The sequence below is a fragment of the Rhizomicrobium sp. genome (assembly GCF_056722145.1).
In genome coordinates, this window is record NZ_JBWZET010000108.1 from 1 (window position 1) to 12,694 (window position 12,694).

Here is a 12,694-nt window from a genome sequence, read left to right on the forward strand (position 1 = left end):
GAATTGGTTGAAGTACGCCCGCGAATTGCAGGCCGCGGCGCAGACCGGGCTGTCCTATGCCGCCAACAAATACGAGAAGGACCGCTACGAGCACCTCGCCGATCTGGCGGCACGCATGATGGTGGAAGGCTCGGGCGAGCCGCTCGAACTGGTCAAGGGCGCGTTTGCCGAACAGTCGGGCTATTGCACCCCCAAGGTCGATGTGCGCGGCTGCATTTACCGCCGCAACGGCGACGGCAAGGGCGAAGTTCTGCTGGTCAGCGAACTCAACGACGGCGGCAAGTGGACCTTTCCCGGCGGCTTTTCCGATCCCAACGAAGGTCCCAGCGGAAGCTGTGTGCGCGAAGTCGAGGAAGAGGCCGGACTGGTGGTGAAGGTCACCAAATTGTGTGGCGTCTACGATCGCGACAAGCGCGGCGGCACCAGCCCGTATCCGTTCCACATCTACAAGCTGTTTTTCCTCTGCGAGGTGGTGGGCACCTGCGAAAAGTCGGCGCTGGAAACCGGCGATCCGCAATGGTTCGCCCTCGACGCGCTGCCGGAGCTGTCGTGGGACCGCACCAGCCCCTGGCACATCCAGCGCATGTACGAACACTTCCTCAATCCGGCAATGGCCGCGGATTGGGATTGATAATACCTCCCCTTGTGGGGAGGTCGAAGCGCACAGCGCTTCGGGTGGGGGGCGATGCATCCACGCAATCTGAAGGCGAGGGATAGGGCGAGGGTGCTTCGCAGCGAAATGCCCGATGCCGAGCGATTGTTATGGTGGAAGTTGCGTGAGGCCAACCGGAACGGCTTTCATTTCCGCCGGCAGGTTTGCATCCGTCAGTACTTTGCCGATTTCGCCGAACACGGGTAGAAGGTGGTGATCGAACTGGACGGAAGCCAACATGGCACCGACCATCAGGGGGCCTACGATGCTGTTCGCGATTCCGCGATCGCGGCAGAAGGCTATTGCGTTTTGCGCTTTCCGAATGAAGAAGTTGTTCGTGACCTTGATGGCGTGACAGCGTCGATCCTGCGGAGTGTGCTTCAACGTCGGCCCCCCACCCGACGCTCCGCGTCGACCTCCCCACAAGGGGGAGGTAATTGAATGTCCATTCTCATCCGCCGTGTCGCCCAGGCCGATCTGCCGGCGTTGCTGGCGATTTATAACCACTATATCGCCACCACGGCGGTCACCTTCGATCTCGAGCCCAAGACGCTGGCGCAGCGGCAGGAATGGCTCGACAGTTTCGCGCCGACGGGGCGGTATCAGTGTTTCGTCGCGGTGGCGGACGGCGAGGCGATCGGATGGGCGTGCTCGGGCCAGCTGCGCGAGAAGGCGGCTTACGATACGTCGGTGGAAACCAGCATCTACGTGAAGGACGGCGCCCACCGCCGCGGCCTCGGACGCCAGCTTTACGCGACGTTGTTCGAGGCACTGGGGCGCGAAGACGTCCATCGCGCTTACGGCTGCTTGACCGTCCCCAACGATCCCTCGGTCGCGCTGCATATCAAGATGGGGTTCGTGCACGTCGGCGGCTTCCACCAGGTGGGGCGCAAGTTCGACCGCTTCTGGGATGTCGCCTGGTACGAAAAAACCCTCTGACGGCCGCCTGTTCAGACCCTCGTTTACGATGTATATAAGACGTACTCGCAATAAGGGGGCGGGTAAGGAGAGGGTCATGTTCGGATCGTCGAAATCCCCGGGCGGCCAGCCACCCGAGCGCGCCAAAACCTCAGAGCCGATCGCCGAGCAGCTTGATGATGTGCCGCCGATGCCGGAAGGCTTCAAGCCTGCCACGGCTCCGGTCAAACGGCCGCTAAACTTCTCCGACAAGCCCAAACCGCCGCCGGCCGACGATGCCGCCCACCTTTATATCGGCGCCAATATCCGCCTGAAGGGCGAGATCGCCGGCTGCGATTTGATGCGGGTGGAGGGCGTCTACGAGGGTATCGCCAAGGCGCGCCAATTGGTGCTGTGCCCGGGCGGCTCGTTCCTCGGCACCGCCGATATCGACGACGCCGAAATCGAAGGCTCGTTCGAAGGCGCGTTGCATGTGCGCGGGCGGCTGTTCCTGCGCAAGCAAGGGCGCATCCGCGGGACCTTCAGCTATGGCCAGCTCGAGATCGAGCGCGGCGGCGAAATCGACGGCCGCATCCTGCCGTTCGACAAGAAGCCCGTGGCCAAACCGGTCGAGCCGGCCAAGCCGGGGACTCAGCCGGTTGCGCCGGCGGTCCAGGCGGCCCGCCCGGTACCGCGCCCGGCCGTCGGCGCCGGTCCGGCTCCGGCCGAATGACGGTTAATCCCCGGAAGTTGTTGTCGCGCATGCCCTTGAGGCGGCGAACGGCCCTAGCGGCGCCCGAAATCCCCTGCTATAGCGGCGCCCTTCCGCTGGACGGTTCGTCGGATCGTTCCAGGGGTAAGGCCCGTGCGCGGGCGTGGCGGAACTGGCAGACGCACTCGGTTTAGGTCCGAGCGCCGCAAGGCTTGTGGGTTCAAATCCCTCCGCCCGCACCAGCCTTAGCGCGCGGGAGCAAGCGAAGGCTGTCGCGCCGTAGCCCGGTGGCGAAGGCGGACATGCTCCCCCGCACGCTATGGCTCGGCAAGCCGGGACGTGTCGAGATAGAAAGTTTGGGAAGAAAACAAATGCAGATTACCGAGACCGTCTCCGAAGGCCTGCGCCGCGAATATAAGGTGGTGGTGGCCGCGTCCGATCTGGACAGCCGCCTCATCGGCAAGATCGAAGAAGTGAAGCCGAAGCTGAACCTCAAGGGTTTCCGCCCTGGCAAAGCGCCCGTCTCCTACCTGAAGAAGACCTTCGGCAAGTCGATGATGGGCGAAATCGTCGAAACGGTCGTCAACGAAGGCGTCCAGAAGGCGGTCACCGACAATTCGCTGAAGGTCGCATTCCCGCCACGCCCCGAACCGGTCGGCGATCTGCAGGCCGTGGTCGATGGCAAGGCCGATCTCGAGTTCAACGTCATCGTTGATCTGATGCCCGATTTCGAACTCGCCGACGTCGCCAAGCTCGATGTCGAGAAGCTGGTCGCCGACGTCGCCGACGAGGACATCGACGAATCGCTTAAGCGCATCGCCGAACAGTCGCGCACCTATTCCTCGCGCGAAGAGGGCGAAGATGCCCAGTCGGGCGATGCCGTGCTGATCGATTTTGTCGGCACCGTCGACGGCGAAGAATTCCAGGGCGGCAAGGCCGAAGGCTTCAACCTGACGCTCGGCTCGGGCCAGCTCATCCCCGGCTTCGAAGACCAGCTCATCGGCGCCAAGAAGGATGAGACCCGCGACGTCAAGGTGACGTTCCCGGCCGATTATCCGGAAGCCGCGCTGGCCGGCAAGGACGCCGTCTTCGCGGTCACCGTGAAGGACGTCAAGCAGCCCGACGAGCTCAAGATCGACGACAGCCTGGCCCAGACGCTCGGCCTCGACTCGCTCGGCACGCTCAAGGAGCGCGTCCGCGAGCAGCTCAAGCGCGACTACGCCCAGGCCAGCCGCCTGCACCTCAAGCGCCGCATCCTCGACGCCCTCGACACCCAGCATTCGTTCTCGCTGCCGCCGACCATGGTCGAAGGCGAGTTCAACGGCATCTGGCGCCAGGTCGAAACCGAGCTGAAGCGCGAAGGCAAGTCGGCCGAGGACGAAGGCAAGTCCGAGGAAGATCTCAAGAAGGAATATCACGAGATCGCCGAACGCCGCGTCCGCCTCGGCCTCGTCTTGGCCCGTATCGGCGAGCAGAACGGCCTGACGGTGTCGCCGGACGAAGTCCAGCGCGCCATCGCCGTGCGCGCCCGCCAGTTCCCCGGCCAGGAGCAGCAGGTGTTCGAGTTCTACGCCCGCAACGCCCAGGCCCAGGCCGAAATCCGCGCCCCTATCTTCGAGGACAAGGTGGTCGACTTCATCGCCGAACTCGCCCAGATCCGCGAAACCAAGGTCGACCGCGCCACGCTGTTCCTCGATCCCGACGAGGCGATGGACAAGCTCAAGGGCGAGAAGAGCGAATAGCGTCCTTCGAGACGGCGCTTCGCGCCCCTCAGGATGAGAGTTGGAAGGGCGCGGCCGGAAACGGCGGCGCCTTTTTCTTTGTGGTGCAAAACCGTTTTTTCCTCGCAGATTCCAATCCGGCGAGTGGCACGTTGTGGAAAGAGCGGGGGAGGTGGCCGTCAGGTCGGAGGGCGCGGTCTGAGAAATTTCTTTCCCTCGCCTAAGTGGCGGACTTTGATGTGAGATCGCCACCCCAACATTGTCATCGCCCGCAAATGCGGGCGACCCAGGTCAAATCTGTCGCGATCTTCGGGGTTGTGCCAGATGACACCTGGACGGCCCGCAGTGGCGGGCCATGACACCGAGAGGCCTGGGACGATCAGGGGATTCCGGCCGAACGTCCGAGCGCTAAGTGGCGACACCTCCACCGCTTTTTTGGCACCTAGAGCATCGGACGTTCAAGCGAGATCATTCTTTCCTCCCCCGCGATGCTCAAATCATGACGGTGGCACGCCGCCGAAACAGCGGGGGAGGTGGCCCATCAGGGCCGGAGGGGGGAATATTTTAGCGCCGGATCGGTCCCCCCTCCGTCGCTTTCAGCGCCACCTCCCCCGCTTTTTTGCCGGCGGTGCGGCGTGAAAGGATCTGTCGGCGCGGGGGAGGAAAGATGAACGACGTGATCTCGTCTGAATGTTCGTTGCTCTAGCGCGGCTTGGAGGGCGCGACTGCGCGGGAGAGGAACGTTTTGGCGCAATAACGTTCCAAAACCCTGCGGCATTGCGCGCAGGGCGGGGCGGAAAATAGTGAAGTACTTCACATTGTAAAGTACTTCGCAAATGACCATCTGGTTGGGCGTGGACATCACAGAAGGAACCCAACCCATGAAACGCTTTTCGCTTGTCGCCGCCTTTTTCACCGCTGCCTTGTGCGTTCCGGCCCTGGCCCAAGATCATTCCGTCGTTGTGTCCGGCATGGCGCCGATGGCGTCGGGCGGCTACCAGATCAAGGCCGTCCGGGTGGCGTTTGCCGACCTCGACATCGCCTCGGGCCAGGGCGCGGCGGCTTTGCTCGACCGCATCCAGATGGCATCGCGCGCGGTCTGCGGCGAGCGCAACGGCCAGATCATGAACGCCGATCGCAGCAAGGAATTCTCCGCCTGCCAGGCGCGCGCCACCCAGACGGCGGTGCAGGCGATCGGGGCACCGGCGTTGGTGCAGGTCGCCACCCAGCGCTGAGTGCGAGAAGAGGGCGCCCTCAGCGTTGGCCGTGGGCGCCCTTTTCAGATTCCAGCCAACCCTACCAGCGCTGATGCACATGCGGCGCGATGAGGCGCTCATAGATTTCGCGCACCGCCGCCATCGTGGCCGTGGAGAGCGCGGGCAGCGCCGCCGCTTCGGCATTCGCTTTGGCCTGCGCCGCATTGCGGGCGCCGGGGATCACCACCGTCACCGCCGGGTCCATCAGGATCCAGCGCAGCGCGAACTGAGCCAGCGTGGCGCCAGCCGGAACCAGCGGCTTCAATTCCTCCACCGCCTGCAGGCCGACCGCGAACGGCACGCCGGCAAAGGTCTCGCCGACATCGAAGGCTTCGCCGTGGCGGTTGAAATTGCGATGGTCGTCGGCGGCAAATTTTGAATCCGCCGTGATCTTGCCGGTGAGCAGGCCGCTCGCCAGCGGCACCCGCGCGATCACCGCCACGTTCTTCTTCGCCGCCTCCTTGAAGAACAGGTCGGCCGGGCGCTGGCGGAAGATGTTGTAGATGATCTGGATCGAGGCGACGTTGGGATACTCGATCGCCTTCAGCGCCTCTTCGACCTTCTCGACGCTGACGCCATAGGCTCCGATTTTTCCCGCCTTGACGAGGTCGTCCATCGTCGCGAACAGCTCGGGACGGTAGAGCGCTTCGGTCGGCGGACAGTGGAGCTGGACGAGTTGGAGCGTTTCGACGCCGAGGTTCTTCAGCGAGCGGTCGATGAAGACTTCCAGGTTCTTCCTGTTGTAGCCTTCCACCGTATGCGGATTAAGCCGGCGGCCGGCCTTGCTGGCGACGAACGGGCGGACGCCTTTGCGCGCCTTCAGCACCTCGCGGATGATCGTTTCGGAACGGCCGTCGCCATAGACGTCGGCGGTGTCGACGAAGGTGATCCCGGCATCGAGCGCGGCATTGAGGGCGGCGCGGCCGTCTTCCTCGCTGACATCGCCCCACGCCGAGCCGATCTGCCAGGCGCCGAAGCCGATCTCGCTGATCACGGCCGGCACTTTCCCAAATGACTTTTCACGCATGGACATCTCCCGATTCCGGTTATCGCCCCGGGGGGGTAACACTCGGGTCGAGCCGGGCGCTACCCACCCAATTGGGAACCGTGGTGGGAATATGTTCTCCTTGTTGTTTATCGATAAATATATATTGATAAACGAGGTTATCGCATCGTGTTTCGATAAGGGATCGACCCGCGGCGATCGTAGAAGGGGAACAGGTATGGCCAACACTCGCTGGCTTTCGAAGGTTTTGAAATGGTTTTTCACTGGCTTTGCCGCGCTGATGCTGGCGGCGGCCGTCGCGATCGTCGTGGTTATGGTCGTCGATCCGCAGCTGCCGCGCGATGCCGCGATGGGGCCGGTCAACGTCGAGGTGCTGGGCCAGCCGGGCAGCTTCGTGCTGCACCACTCGCAATTTGCCGCGGCGCTCGCCAAAGGCGGCGTCATGGTGCGCGTCGATGACGCTCGTGGCCTCTTGGAAATCGCCAAGCACAAGGGTCTGCCGGTGGCGCTGCTCGCCGTCGTCTATTTCATGCTGCTGTTCGGCCTGATGCGCCGGCTGTTCGCCAATGTCGGTCGCGGCGAAAGCTTCACGCGCCAGAACGTGCGGCTGGTGCAGCTGATCGGCTTCTCGCTGCTGGTCTATTCGCTGGTTTCGGCGGTGGCGCAGGGCTGTTTCGAATATGCGATGTTCGACTTCCTGTCGCACCACGCCACGTTCGAAGTCTCCGGCGCCGCGTTCCGCCTGCCGCAGCCGGGCAACGTGAGCATCAGTTTCGGCGAGGGCGGCAGCCCGTACTTCTTCACCGGCCTCTTGGTGCTGGCACTGTCGGAAGTCTTCCGCCAGGGGCTCGCGCTCAAGAACGACGCCGACCTGACGATCTGACCATGGCGATCAAACTCAATCTCGACCGGGTGATGTTCGAACGGAAGATCAGTCTGACCGAACTGGCCGACCAGATCGGCATCACCCTGGCCAATCTCTCGATCCTGAAAAACAACAAAGCGCGGGCGATCCGCTTTTCCACCCTCGATGCCCTGTGCCGGGCGCTGAACTGCCAGCCGGGCGAAATCATCGAGTGGGTGCCGGGAGAGCCCGAAGGAGACGACGACAATGCGTAATGTCTTTTGGCGCCAGATGGCGCACGCCGCGGTGGGCTTCTGTGTCGCCGCGGTTCTGACGGGCGCCGCCCACGCAGGCAACCCGCTGACGCCCGAGACCGCCAAAGCGATGTTTGCCGAAGCCAAGGCGGTGTCGGACAAGGATGGCGGCGTCACCTGGGGCCAGACGCTGTATGGGCCGATGCTGTTCATCGACAGCGATGCGCACAAGATCATCGCCAACCAGCCGGACGCGGCGGGCCTGTTGAAGCCCGAGGGCGGAGTCTGGGTCGGGGCGATGCCACAGGACATGCTCCCGGCCAATACCGCCCTCGAATGGCAAGGCAAGCGGTGGACTATGCTGAACTGGCCGATCTGGGGCGATGACGTCGGCCGGCCGCGTCTGCTGGCGCACGAGATGTTCCATCGTATCCAGCCCGGCCTGCATCTCTTGATGAACGACTCGACCAACGCCCATCTCGACACGCTGGAAGGGCGGCTGTGGCTGCAGCTCGAATGGCGGGCGCTGGCAGTGGCGCTGACCTCCACCGGCAAGGCGCGCGAAACTGCGATCCGCGACGCGCTGGCGTTCCGGGCTCATCGCGCCAGCCTGTTCGCCGGCACCGGCGAGAGCGAGCGCGTGATGGAGATCAACGAGGGTCTGGCCGAATACACGGGCGTGCGGGTCGCCGCATCCGATCCCGCTTCGGCGCGCTGGAATGCGGCGCAGAAGCTGCTCACGGCGGGTGAAAAGACCTGGGTGCGCTCGTTTCCCTACACCTCGGGCCCGGCCTACGGCCTGTTGCTCGATGCCCTGGCGCCCAACTGGCGTGTCGGCCTGACCGACAAGGCTGATCTCTCGGTGCTGCTCGCCGCCGCGCTGCCGAAAGCGGCTCCGGTCGATGCCGTGGCGCGTGCGAAGCTTTATGGCGAAGCGGATCTGCGCAAAGTCGAAACCGAGCGCGCCGCCGAAGCCGATGCCGCGAAGGCTGTCTTCCGCGCCAAGCTGATCGATGGGCCGGTGCTGTTGCTGCCCAATCTCGGCGAACATTTCCGCGTCAGATTCGATCCGCGCGAGCTGGTGCCAATGGGCGAGGCGGGGACCGTCTATCCGACCATGCAAGTCAGCGACGACTGGGGCAAGCTGACCAATGACGCCGGCACGCTGATGTCGCCCGACTGGCAGAAGGTGTTCGTCACGGCGCCGACCGAGACCGCGGGCGCACACCTGAAGGGCGACGGCTGGACGCTCGATCTGGCGCCGGGCTGGAAACTGATCCCGGGCGGCAACGCGGGCAGCTTCACCGTGAAGAAGGATTAGTCAGCACGTAATCGACATTGTTGGTGAGGAGTTCTTCCTCGCTGTAGTCGGCCAGTTGGGCGCGGATATCCCCGGTGAGGTATTCGCGCCCGAGGCCGTAGTCGATCGGCTTCTTCGTGGCGATGCGAAGGTATTTGCCGAAGATTTCCTCGTAATCGCGGAGCCGCATCTGGTTGAGATAGGAATTGGCCGGATAACGATTGGCGCACAGGTGGTCCCACGGTTCGGCCTGGCGCTCGAATTTTTCGCCGAGGCGCTCCTTGTACCATTCGGGGCGGTGGCTGCCGCTGATACCGGTGAAAAGGTCGGGGCGGATCAAGGCGACGCCGTTCGGGGCTAGCGCCCCGGCCATCGCCTTGACGATCGCGTCAACCTCGGGCTTGGGGATGTGCTCGAAGACATCCACCGAATAAACGAAGTCGAATTTGCCGGCGGCGGCCCAGAAGGCGGGATCGGCGCCGTTCTGCACCGTCAGGCGGGCGGCGAAATTGTCCCAGAATGGCACATCCGGTTTCATCACGGCGCGGCTGACGAGTTCGTCCCGCATCGCCCCATATTGGCGGCGGTCGAGCACGAGATAGCGCACGGCCGATTTCAGCGCCCGCTCGAAGCCATTGGTGCGGGCCATGCGGACGAGGCGGGCGGGCGAGAACCACAGCAGCGGAAAATCGAGGTCGATGCCGGTGACGTCGATGCCGTGATGGAAGAACCACAGCATCCGCAAAGGCCGCGTGCCGTAGCCGATTTCGAGCACCCGGCAGTTTTTCAGCGGTTTGCCACAATGGGCGCGGGTCAGCGCGTCGGCCTCGGCATAAAGCGCATCGAACGGAGCGAAGAACGCCGCGCCGGTCTCCTGCCCCATCCGCATGACGAACAGCGACAGGTATTCGCGCAGCTTCTCGAACACCGGCAAAGCAATCGAAGAGGCCGACCGCATAAGGATCCTTTCGGCCAGCAGTGGCCGGCGAACCCGCGAACTTACGCCAGCGCGGTAAACGGAGGCTGAAGTGGTCAGCCGGTCAGCACGGCCACATGTTCGGCATGGGCCGCCTTGACCAGCGCCGCATCGAGGCTGGCAAGCGGCAGCGCCTTGCGTTGGGCCAGTTCCAGGTAGGCAGTGTCGTAGACGGACAGCTTGTGGGTGCGGGCCAGCGCCAGCACGGCCGTTTCGTCAGGATCACGATCCAATTCGATCGGCAGCTCGGCCATCTGCTTCAGAAATCGCGCAATCTGTGACGGCGTGATCCGCCCGCGGCGCTCGCCGACCAGCAAGACGTTGCGAAGCTCGTACCAAAACAGGGTGGGAGCCACGGCCGTCTGGCTGGCGAGCGCGCGAAACGCGGCCACCGCGGTCGGTTCCTCTTCGTCGGGAAAGGCCCAACTCGCTCCGACCGACGCATCGACGACGAACATCAGCGATTGTGCCCTTCATGGCGCGCGGCCAGTAGCTCCTTGAGGGGCATGCGCCCGGTCGTCTGGCGCAGCGCCGTGATCGCGTCGAGCGCCTGACGCACGCGCTCCCGATCGGCCGCGGGGGCGGGCACGATGTGAGCGATGGCCTTGCCATGCCGCTTCACCACAATGGTCTCCCCGCGTTCTACAGCGTCGAGATACTCGGCGAATTTGGCCTTGGCTTCAGAGGATTGCACTTCGCGCATGGTTTGACCAGTTATTTTGACCGGTCATAATTGTTCAACCTGGCCGGGTTGTCAATGCTCGGTGGATGGGGCGAGATTGAACTTGTTGGGGGTGTATCCATTCCTGCTGGTCGGTGGCGATAAATCCAGTCAGACGGCGGACATCATTCGCGCGAAACGAATGGCTGCGGAGTTGAGGGAGCGAAAACAATGAACAAGGACTTCAAGCTGTTTGACGCCTCCGACTATCTCGACAACGACGATGTCATCGCCGAATACCTGACCGCGGCGGCGGAAGACCCCAACCCGGACGTATTCCTTGCGGCGCTTGGCGACGTGGCGAAGGCAAAAGGCATGGCTGAGATCGCCAAGGATGCCGGCCTCGGCCGCGAGAGCCTATACAAGGCCCTGCAAAGTGGGTCGCATCCGCGGTTCGAGACGGTGCAAGCCGTGCTCAGGGCCCTGGGCGTGAAGCTGGCAATCGTCGCGCCGGGCGAATAGTGGGATTTCCAAAGAGACCGGCTGAGGATTTGGTCGCGCTGCGGCAGTGGTAAAGTGGACGGGAGTTTCCATATTAGAGCCCCGAGTCACCCCGCCGCAGGGGCGGATACTTCCCGTTGACACATCGCCATTAGGCTACTCAACTCCCTCTCCGAATCAGGAGCCGCCATGAGAGATCCGCACGACGTTTACATGAATACCCTGGTGCCGATGGTGGTCGAGCAGACCAGCCGGGGCGAGCGCGCCTACGACATCTACTCCCGCTTGCTGAAGGAGCGCATCATCTTCGTCACCGGCCCGGTGGAAGATTACGGCGCCAGCCTCATTACGGCACAGCTGCTCTTTTTGGAGGCCGAAAACCCCAAAAAAGAGATCGCGATGTACATCAATTCGCCGGGCGGCGTCGTCACGGCCGGATTGGCCATTTATGACACGATGCAGTACGTCCGCCCCGCCATCCAGACTCTCTGTGTGGGACAGGCCGCTTCCGCAGCGTCGCTCTTGCTTTGCGCCGGTGAAAAAGGTCAGCGTTTCTGTCTGCCGAACTCCCGTATCCTGGTGCACCAGCCTTCCGCTGCCTATTACGGACAGGCCGCCGACATCGCCCGGCATGCCCAGGAAATTGTCAAATTGAAACGCAGGCTCAACGAGATCTACGCCGGTCACACTGGACAATCGGTGGAAGCCATTGAAAAGGCTCTGGATCGGGATACCTATATGACCGCGGAAGAGGCCAAGGCTTTCGGCCTGCTCGACCAGGTCCTGAGCAAGCGGCCCGAAGCTACGGAAAATTCCTAACTTCGCAATTTCGCCCAAATAGTCAGGATGATAGCGGCTTAAACAAATCTTGATCCGCTTGGCTCTAACGTGGTCGAATGTAGCTAGGCTGAGCCGATTTGGGTTGGCGCGGGTTGTGCAAGGCAGTGCAGGGAAGGCAGCTGTCTTGCTGGTCATAAAGGGCGGGTCGGAAGATCCGGGATATTGAATGAGTAAATCCTCCGGCGGTGAGTCCAAGAACACCCTCTACTGCTCGTTCTGCGGTAAGAGCCAACACGAGGTCCGCAAGCTGATCGCGGGCCCGACGGTGTTCATCTGCGATGAATGCGTCGAACTCTGCATGGAGATCATTCGGGAGGAGAACAAGACCTCCTTCATGAAGAGCCGCGAGGGCGTGCCCACGCCGGCCGAGATCTTCAAGGTCCTCGACGACTACGTGGTCGGCCAGCAGCACGCCAAGAAGGTGCTGTCGGTGGCGGTCCATAACCACTACAAGCGCATCAACTCCGGCGGCAAGAATTCCGACGTCGAGCTGGCCAAGTCGAACATCCTCCTGCTCGGCCCCACCGGCTGCGGCAAGACCTTGCTGGCCCAGACCCTGGCCCGCATCCTCGACGTGCCGTTCACGATGGCCGACGCCACCACCCTGACCGAAGCCGGTTATGTCGGCGAAGACGTCGAGAACATCATCCTCAAGCTGTTGCAGAACGCCGACTACAACGTCGAGCGGGCGCAGCGCGGCATCGTCTATATCGACGAAATCGACAAGATCAGCCGCAAGTCCGACAATCCGTCGATCACCCGCGACGTGTCGGGCGAAGGCGTGCAGCAGGCTTTGCTGAAGATCATGGAAGGCACCATTGCCTCCGTGCCGCCGCAGGGCGGGCGCAAGCATCCGCAGCAGGAATTCCTCCAGGTCGACACCTCGAACATCCTGTTCATTTGCGGCGGCGCGTTTGCCGGCCTCGACAAGATCATCTCGCAGCGGACCACGGGCTCGTCGATGGGCTTCGGTGCCGTCGTGCGCGCTCCTGACGAACGCTCTACCGGCGAAATCCTGCGCGAAGTCGAGCCGGAAGACCTGCTCAAGTTCGGCCTGATCCCGGAATTCATCGG

15 protein-coding genes, 1 tRNA gene and 1 pseudogene are annotated in these 12,694 nt (G+C 63.1%); 13 read left to right on the top strand and 4 right to left on the bottom strand.

Annotated elements, in window-relative coordinates; translation table 11 throughout:
- The 7 genes and pseudogenes from AC1P6P_RS05905 to AC1P6P_RS05935 all read left to right on the top strand — a co-directional run.
- A partial coding sequence (locus AC1P6P_RS05905) for an NUDIX hydrolase (RefSeq protein WP_481401510.1) occupies nucleotides 1-631 on the top strand: 631 nt, incomplete at its 5' end.
- 108 nt (nucleotides 632-739) lie between these two features.
- Nucleotides 740-1,093, top strand: a pseudogene (locus AC1P6P_RS05910) (endonuclease domain-containing protein).
- Entirely contained in the window at nucleotides 1,094-1,591 is a 498-nt protein-coding gene (locus AC1P6P_RS05915) for an N-acetyltransferase family protein (protein WP_481401511.1), read from the top strand.
- Nucleotides 1,592-1,667: 76 nt separating this feature from the next.
- Nucleotides 1,668-2,282, top strand: coding sequence for a bactofilin family protein (locus AC1P6P_RS05920; protein WP_481401512.1), 615 nt, complete (start codon nucleotides 1,668-1,670; stop codon nucleotides 2,280-2,282).
- A gap of 136 nt (nucleotides 2,283-2,418) precedes the next feature.
- A tRNA-Leu gene (locus AC1P6P_RS05925) sits at nucleotides 2,419-2,503 on the top strand.
- Between the two features lie 129 nt (nucleotides 2,504-2,632).
- Nucleotides 2,633-4,003, top strand: a complete 1,371-nt coding sequence (gene tig, locus AC1P6P_RS05930; protein WP_481401513.1) for a trigger factor — start codon at nucleotides 2,633-2,635, stop codon at nucleotides 4,001-4,003.
- 860 nt (nucleotides 4,004-4,863) lie between these two features.
- Entirely contained in the window at nucleotides 4,864-5,217 is a 354-nt protein-coding gene (locus tag AC1P6P_RS05935) for a UrcA family protein (protein WP_481401514.1), read from the top strand.
- A gap of 61 nt (nucleotides 5,218-5,278) precedes the next feature.
- Here AC1P6P_RS05935 and AC1P6P_RS05940 read toward each other — a convergent pair whose 3' ends face one another.
- Nucleotides 5,279-6,265, bottom strand: a complete 987-nt coding sequence (locus tag AC1P6P_RS05940) for an aldo/keto reductase (protein WP_481401515.1) — start codon at nucleotides 6,263-6,265, stop codon at nucleotides 5,279-5,281.
- Nucleotides 6,266-6,461: 196 nt separating this feature from the next.
- Here AC1P6P_RS05940 and AC1P6P_RS05945 point away from each other — a divergent pair, with 196 nt between their 5' ends.
- From AC1P6P_RS05945 to AC1P6P_RS05955, 3 genes are read left to right on the top strand one after another with little or no spacing between them, the layout of a single operon-like run.
- Nucleotides 6,462-7,127, top strand: a complete 666-nt coding sequence (locus AC1P6P_RS05945; RefSeq protein ID WP_481401516.1) for a DUF2975 domain-containing protein — start codon at nucleotides 6,462-6,464, stop codon at nucleotides 7,125-7,127.
- Nucleotides 7,128-7,129: 2 nt separating this feature from the next.
- The gene (locus tag AC1P6P_RS05950) at nucleotides 7,130-7,363 is read left to right on the top strand and encodes a helix-turn-helix domain-containing protein (RefSeq protein WP_481401517.1); all 234 of its coding nucleotides are present in this window, start codon (nucleotides 7,130-7,132) and stop codon (nucleotides 7,361-7,363) included.
- Entirely contained in the window at nucleotides 7,356-8,663 is a 1,308-nt protein-coding gene (locus tag AC1P6P_RS05955; RefSeq protein ID WP_481401518.1) for a hypothetical protein, read from the top strand. The genes AC1P6P_RS05950 and AC1P6P_RS05955 overlap by 8 nt, the downstream gene beginning before the upstream one ends.
- Here the strand turns inward: AC1P6P_RS05955 and AC1P6P_RS05960 are convergent.
- From AC1P6P_RS05960 to AC1P6P_RS05970, 3 genes are all read right to left on the bottom strand, one after another.
- A complete protein-coding gene (locus tag AC1P6P_RS05960; RefSeq protein WP_481401519.1) occupies nucleotides 8,644-9,600 on the bottom strand; it encodes a class I SAM-dependent methyltransferase in 957 nt (318 codons plus the stop codon). The two genes, AC1P6P_RS05955 and AC1P6P_RS05960, sit on opposite strands and share 20 nt — an antisense overlap.
- A gap of 74 nt (nucleotides 9,601-9,674) precedes the next feature.
- Complete coding sequence (locus tag AC1P6P_RS05965) at nucleotides 9,675-10,076, bottom strand: type II toxin-antitoxin system VapC family toxin (RefSeq protein WP_481401520.1); 402 nt, start codon at nucleotides 10,074-10,076, stop codon at nucleotides 9,675-9,677.
- Nucleotides 10,076-10,321 carry a type II toxin-antitoxin system Phd/YefM family antitoxin gene (locus tag AC1P6P_RS05970; RefSeq protein WP_481401521.1) on the bottom strand — a complete coding sequence of 82 codons (246 nt, stop codon included), beginning with the start codon at nucleotides 10,319-10,321 and terminating at the stop codon, nucleotides 10,076-10,078. The genes AC1P6P_RS05965 and AC1P6P_RS05970 overlap by 1 nt, the downstream gene beginning before the upstream one ends.
- 189 nt (nucleotides 10,322-10,510) lie before the next feature.
- Here AC1P6P_RS05970 and AC1P6P_RS05975 point away from each other — a divergent pair, with 189 nt between their 5' ends.
- The 3 genes from AC1P6P_RS05975 to clpX all read left to right on the top strand — a co-directional run.
- Nucleotides 10,511-10,801: an addiction module antidote protein gene (locus tag AC1P6P_RS05975; protein ID WP_481401522.1), complete on the top strand. Its 291-nt coding sequence runs from the start codon at nucleotides 10,511-10,513 to the stop codon at nucleotides 10,799-10,801.
- 168 nt (nucleotides 10,802-10,969) lie between these two features.
- Complete coding sequence (locus tag AC1P6P_RS05980) at nucleotides 10,970-11,599, top strand: ATP-dependent Clp protease proteolytic subunit (RefSeq protein ID WP_481401523.1); 630 nt, start codon at nucleotides 10,970-10,972, stop codon at nucleotides 11,597-11,599.
- 187 nt (nucleotides 11,600-11,786) lie between these two features.
- On the top strand, nucleotides 11,787-12,694 hold a 908-nt coding region (clpX, locus tag AC1P6P_RS05985; RefSeq protein ID WP_481401524.1), incomplete at its 3' end, for an ATP-dependent Clp protease ATP-binding subunit ClpX.

Bases quoted from the DNA above. Each gene is read 5' to 3' on its own strand.
- AC1P6P_RS05945 (WP_481401516.1), top strand. From the start codon at position 6,462: ATGGCCAACACTCGCTGGCTTTCGAAGGTTTTGAAATGGTTTTTCACT.
- AC1P6P_RS05980 (WP_481401523.1), top strand. From the start codon at position 10,970: ATGAGAGATCCGCACGACGTTTACATGAATACCCTGGTGCCGATGGTG.
- AC1P6P_RS05960 (WP_481401519.1), bottom strand. From the start codon at position 9,600: ATGCGGTCGGCCTCTTCGATTGCTTTGCCGGTGTTCGAGAAGCTGCGC.
- AC1P6P_RS05940 (WP_481401515.1), bottom strand. From the start codon at position 6,265: ATGCGTGAAAAGTCATTTGGGAAAGTGCCGGCCGTGATCAGCGAGATC.
- AC1P6P_RS05975 (WP_481401522.1), top strand. From the start codon at position 10,511: ATGAACAAGGACTTCAAGCTGTTTGACGCCTCCGACTATCTCGACAAC.
- AC1P6P_RS05955 (WP_481401518.1), top strand. From the start codon at position 7,356: ATGCGTAATGTCTTTTGGCGCCAGATGGCGCACGCCGCGGTGGGCTTC.
- AC1P6P_RS05920 (WP_481401512.1), top strand. From the start codon at position 1,668: ATGTTCGGATCGTCGAAATCCCCGGGCGGCCAGCCACCCGAGCGCGCC.
- AC1P6P_RS05915 (WP_481401511.1), top strand. From the start codon at position 1,094: ATGTCCATTCTCATCCGCCGTGTCGCCCAGGCCGATCTGCCGGCGTTG.
- tig (WP_481401513.1), top strand. From the start codon at position 2,633: ATGCAGATTACCGAGACCGTCTCCGAAGGCCTGCGCCGCGAATATAAG.
- AC1P6P_RS05950 (WP_481401517.1), top strand. From the start codon at position 7,130: ATGGCGATCAAACTCAATCTCGACCGGGTGATGTTCGAACGGAAGATC.
- AC1P6P_RS05965 (WP_481401520.1), bottom strand. From the start codon at position 10,076: ATGTTCGTCGTCGATGCGTCGGTCGGAGCGAGTTGGGCCTTTCCCGAC.
- AC1P6P_RS05935 (WP_481401514.1), top strand. From the start codon at position 4,864: ATGAAACGCTTTTCGCTTGTCGCCGCCTTTTTCACCGCTGCCTTGTGC.
- AC1P6P_RS05970 (WP_481401521.1), bottom strand. From the start codon at position 10,321: ATGCGCGAAGTGCAATCCTCTGAAGCCAAGGCCAAATTCGCCGAGTAT.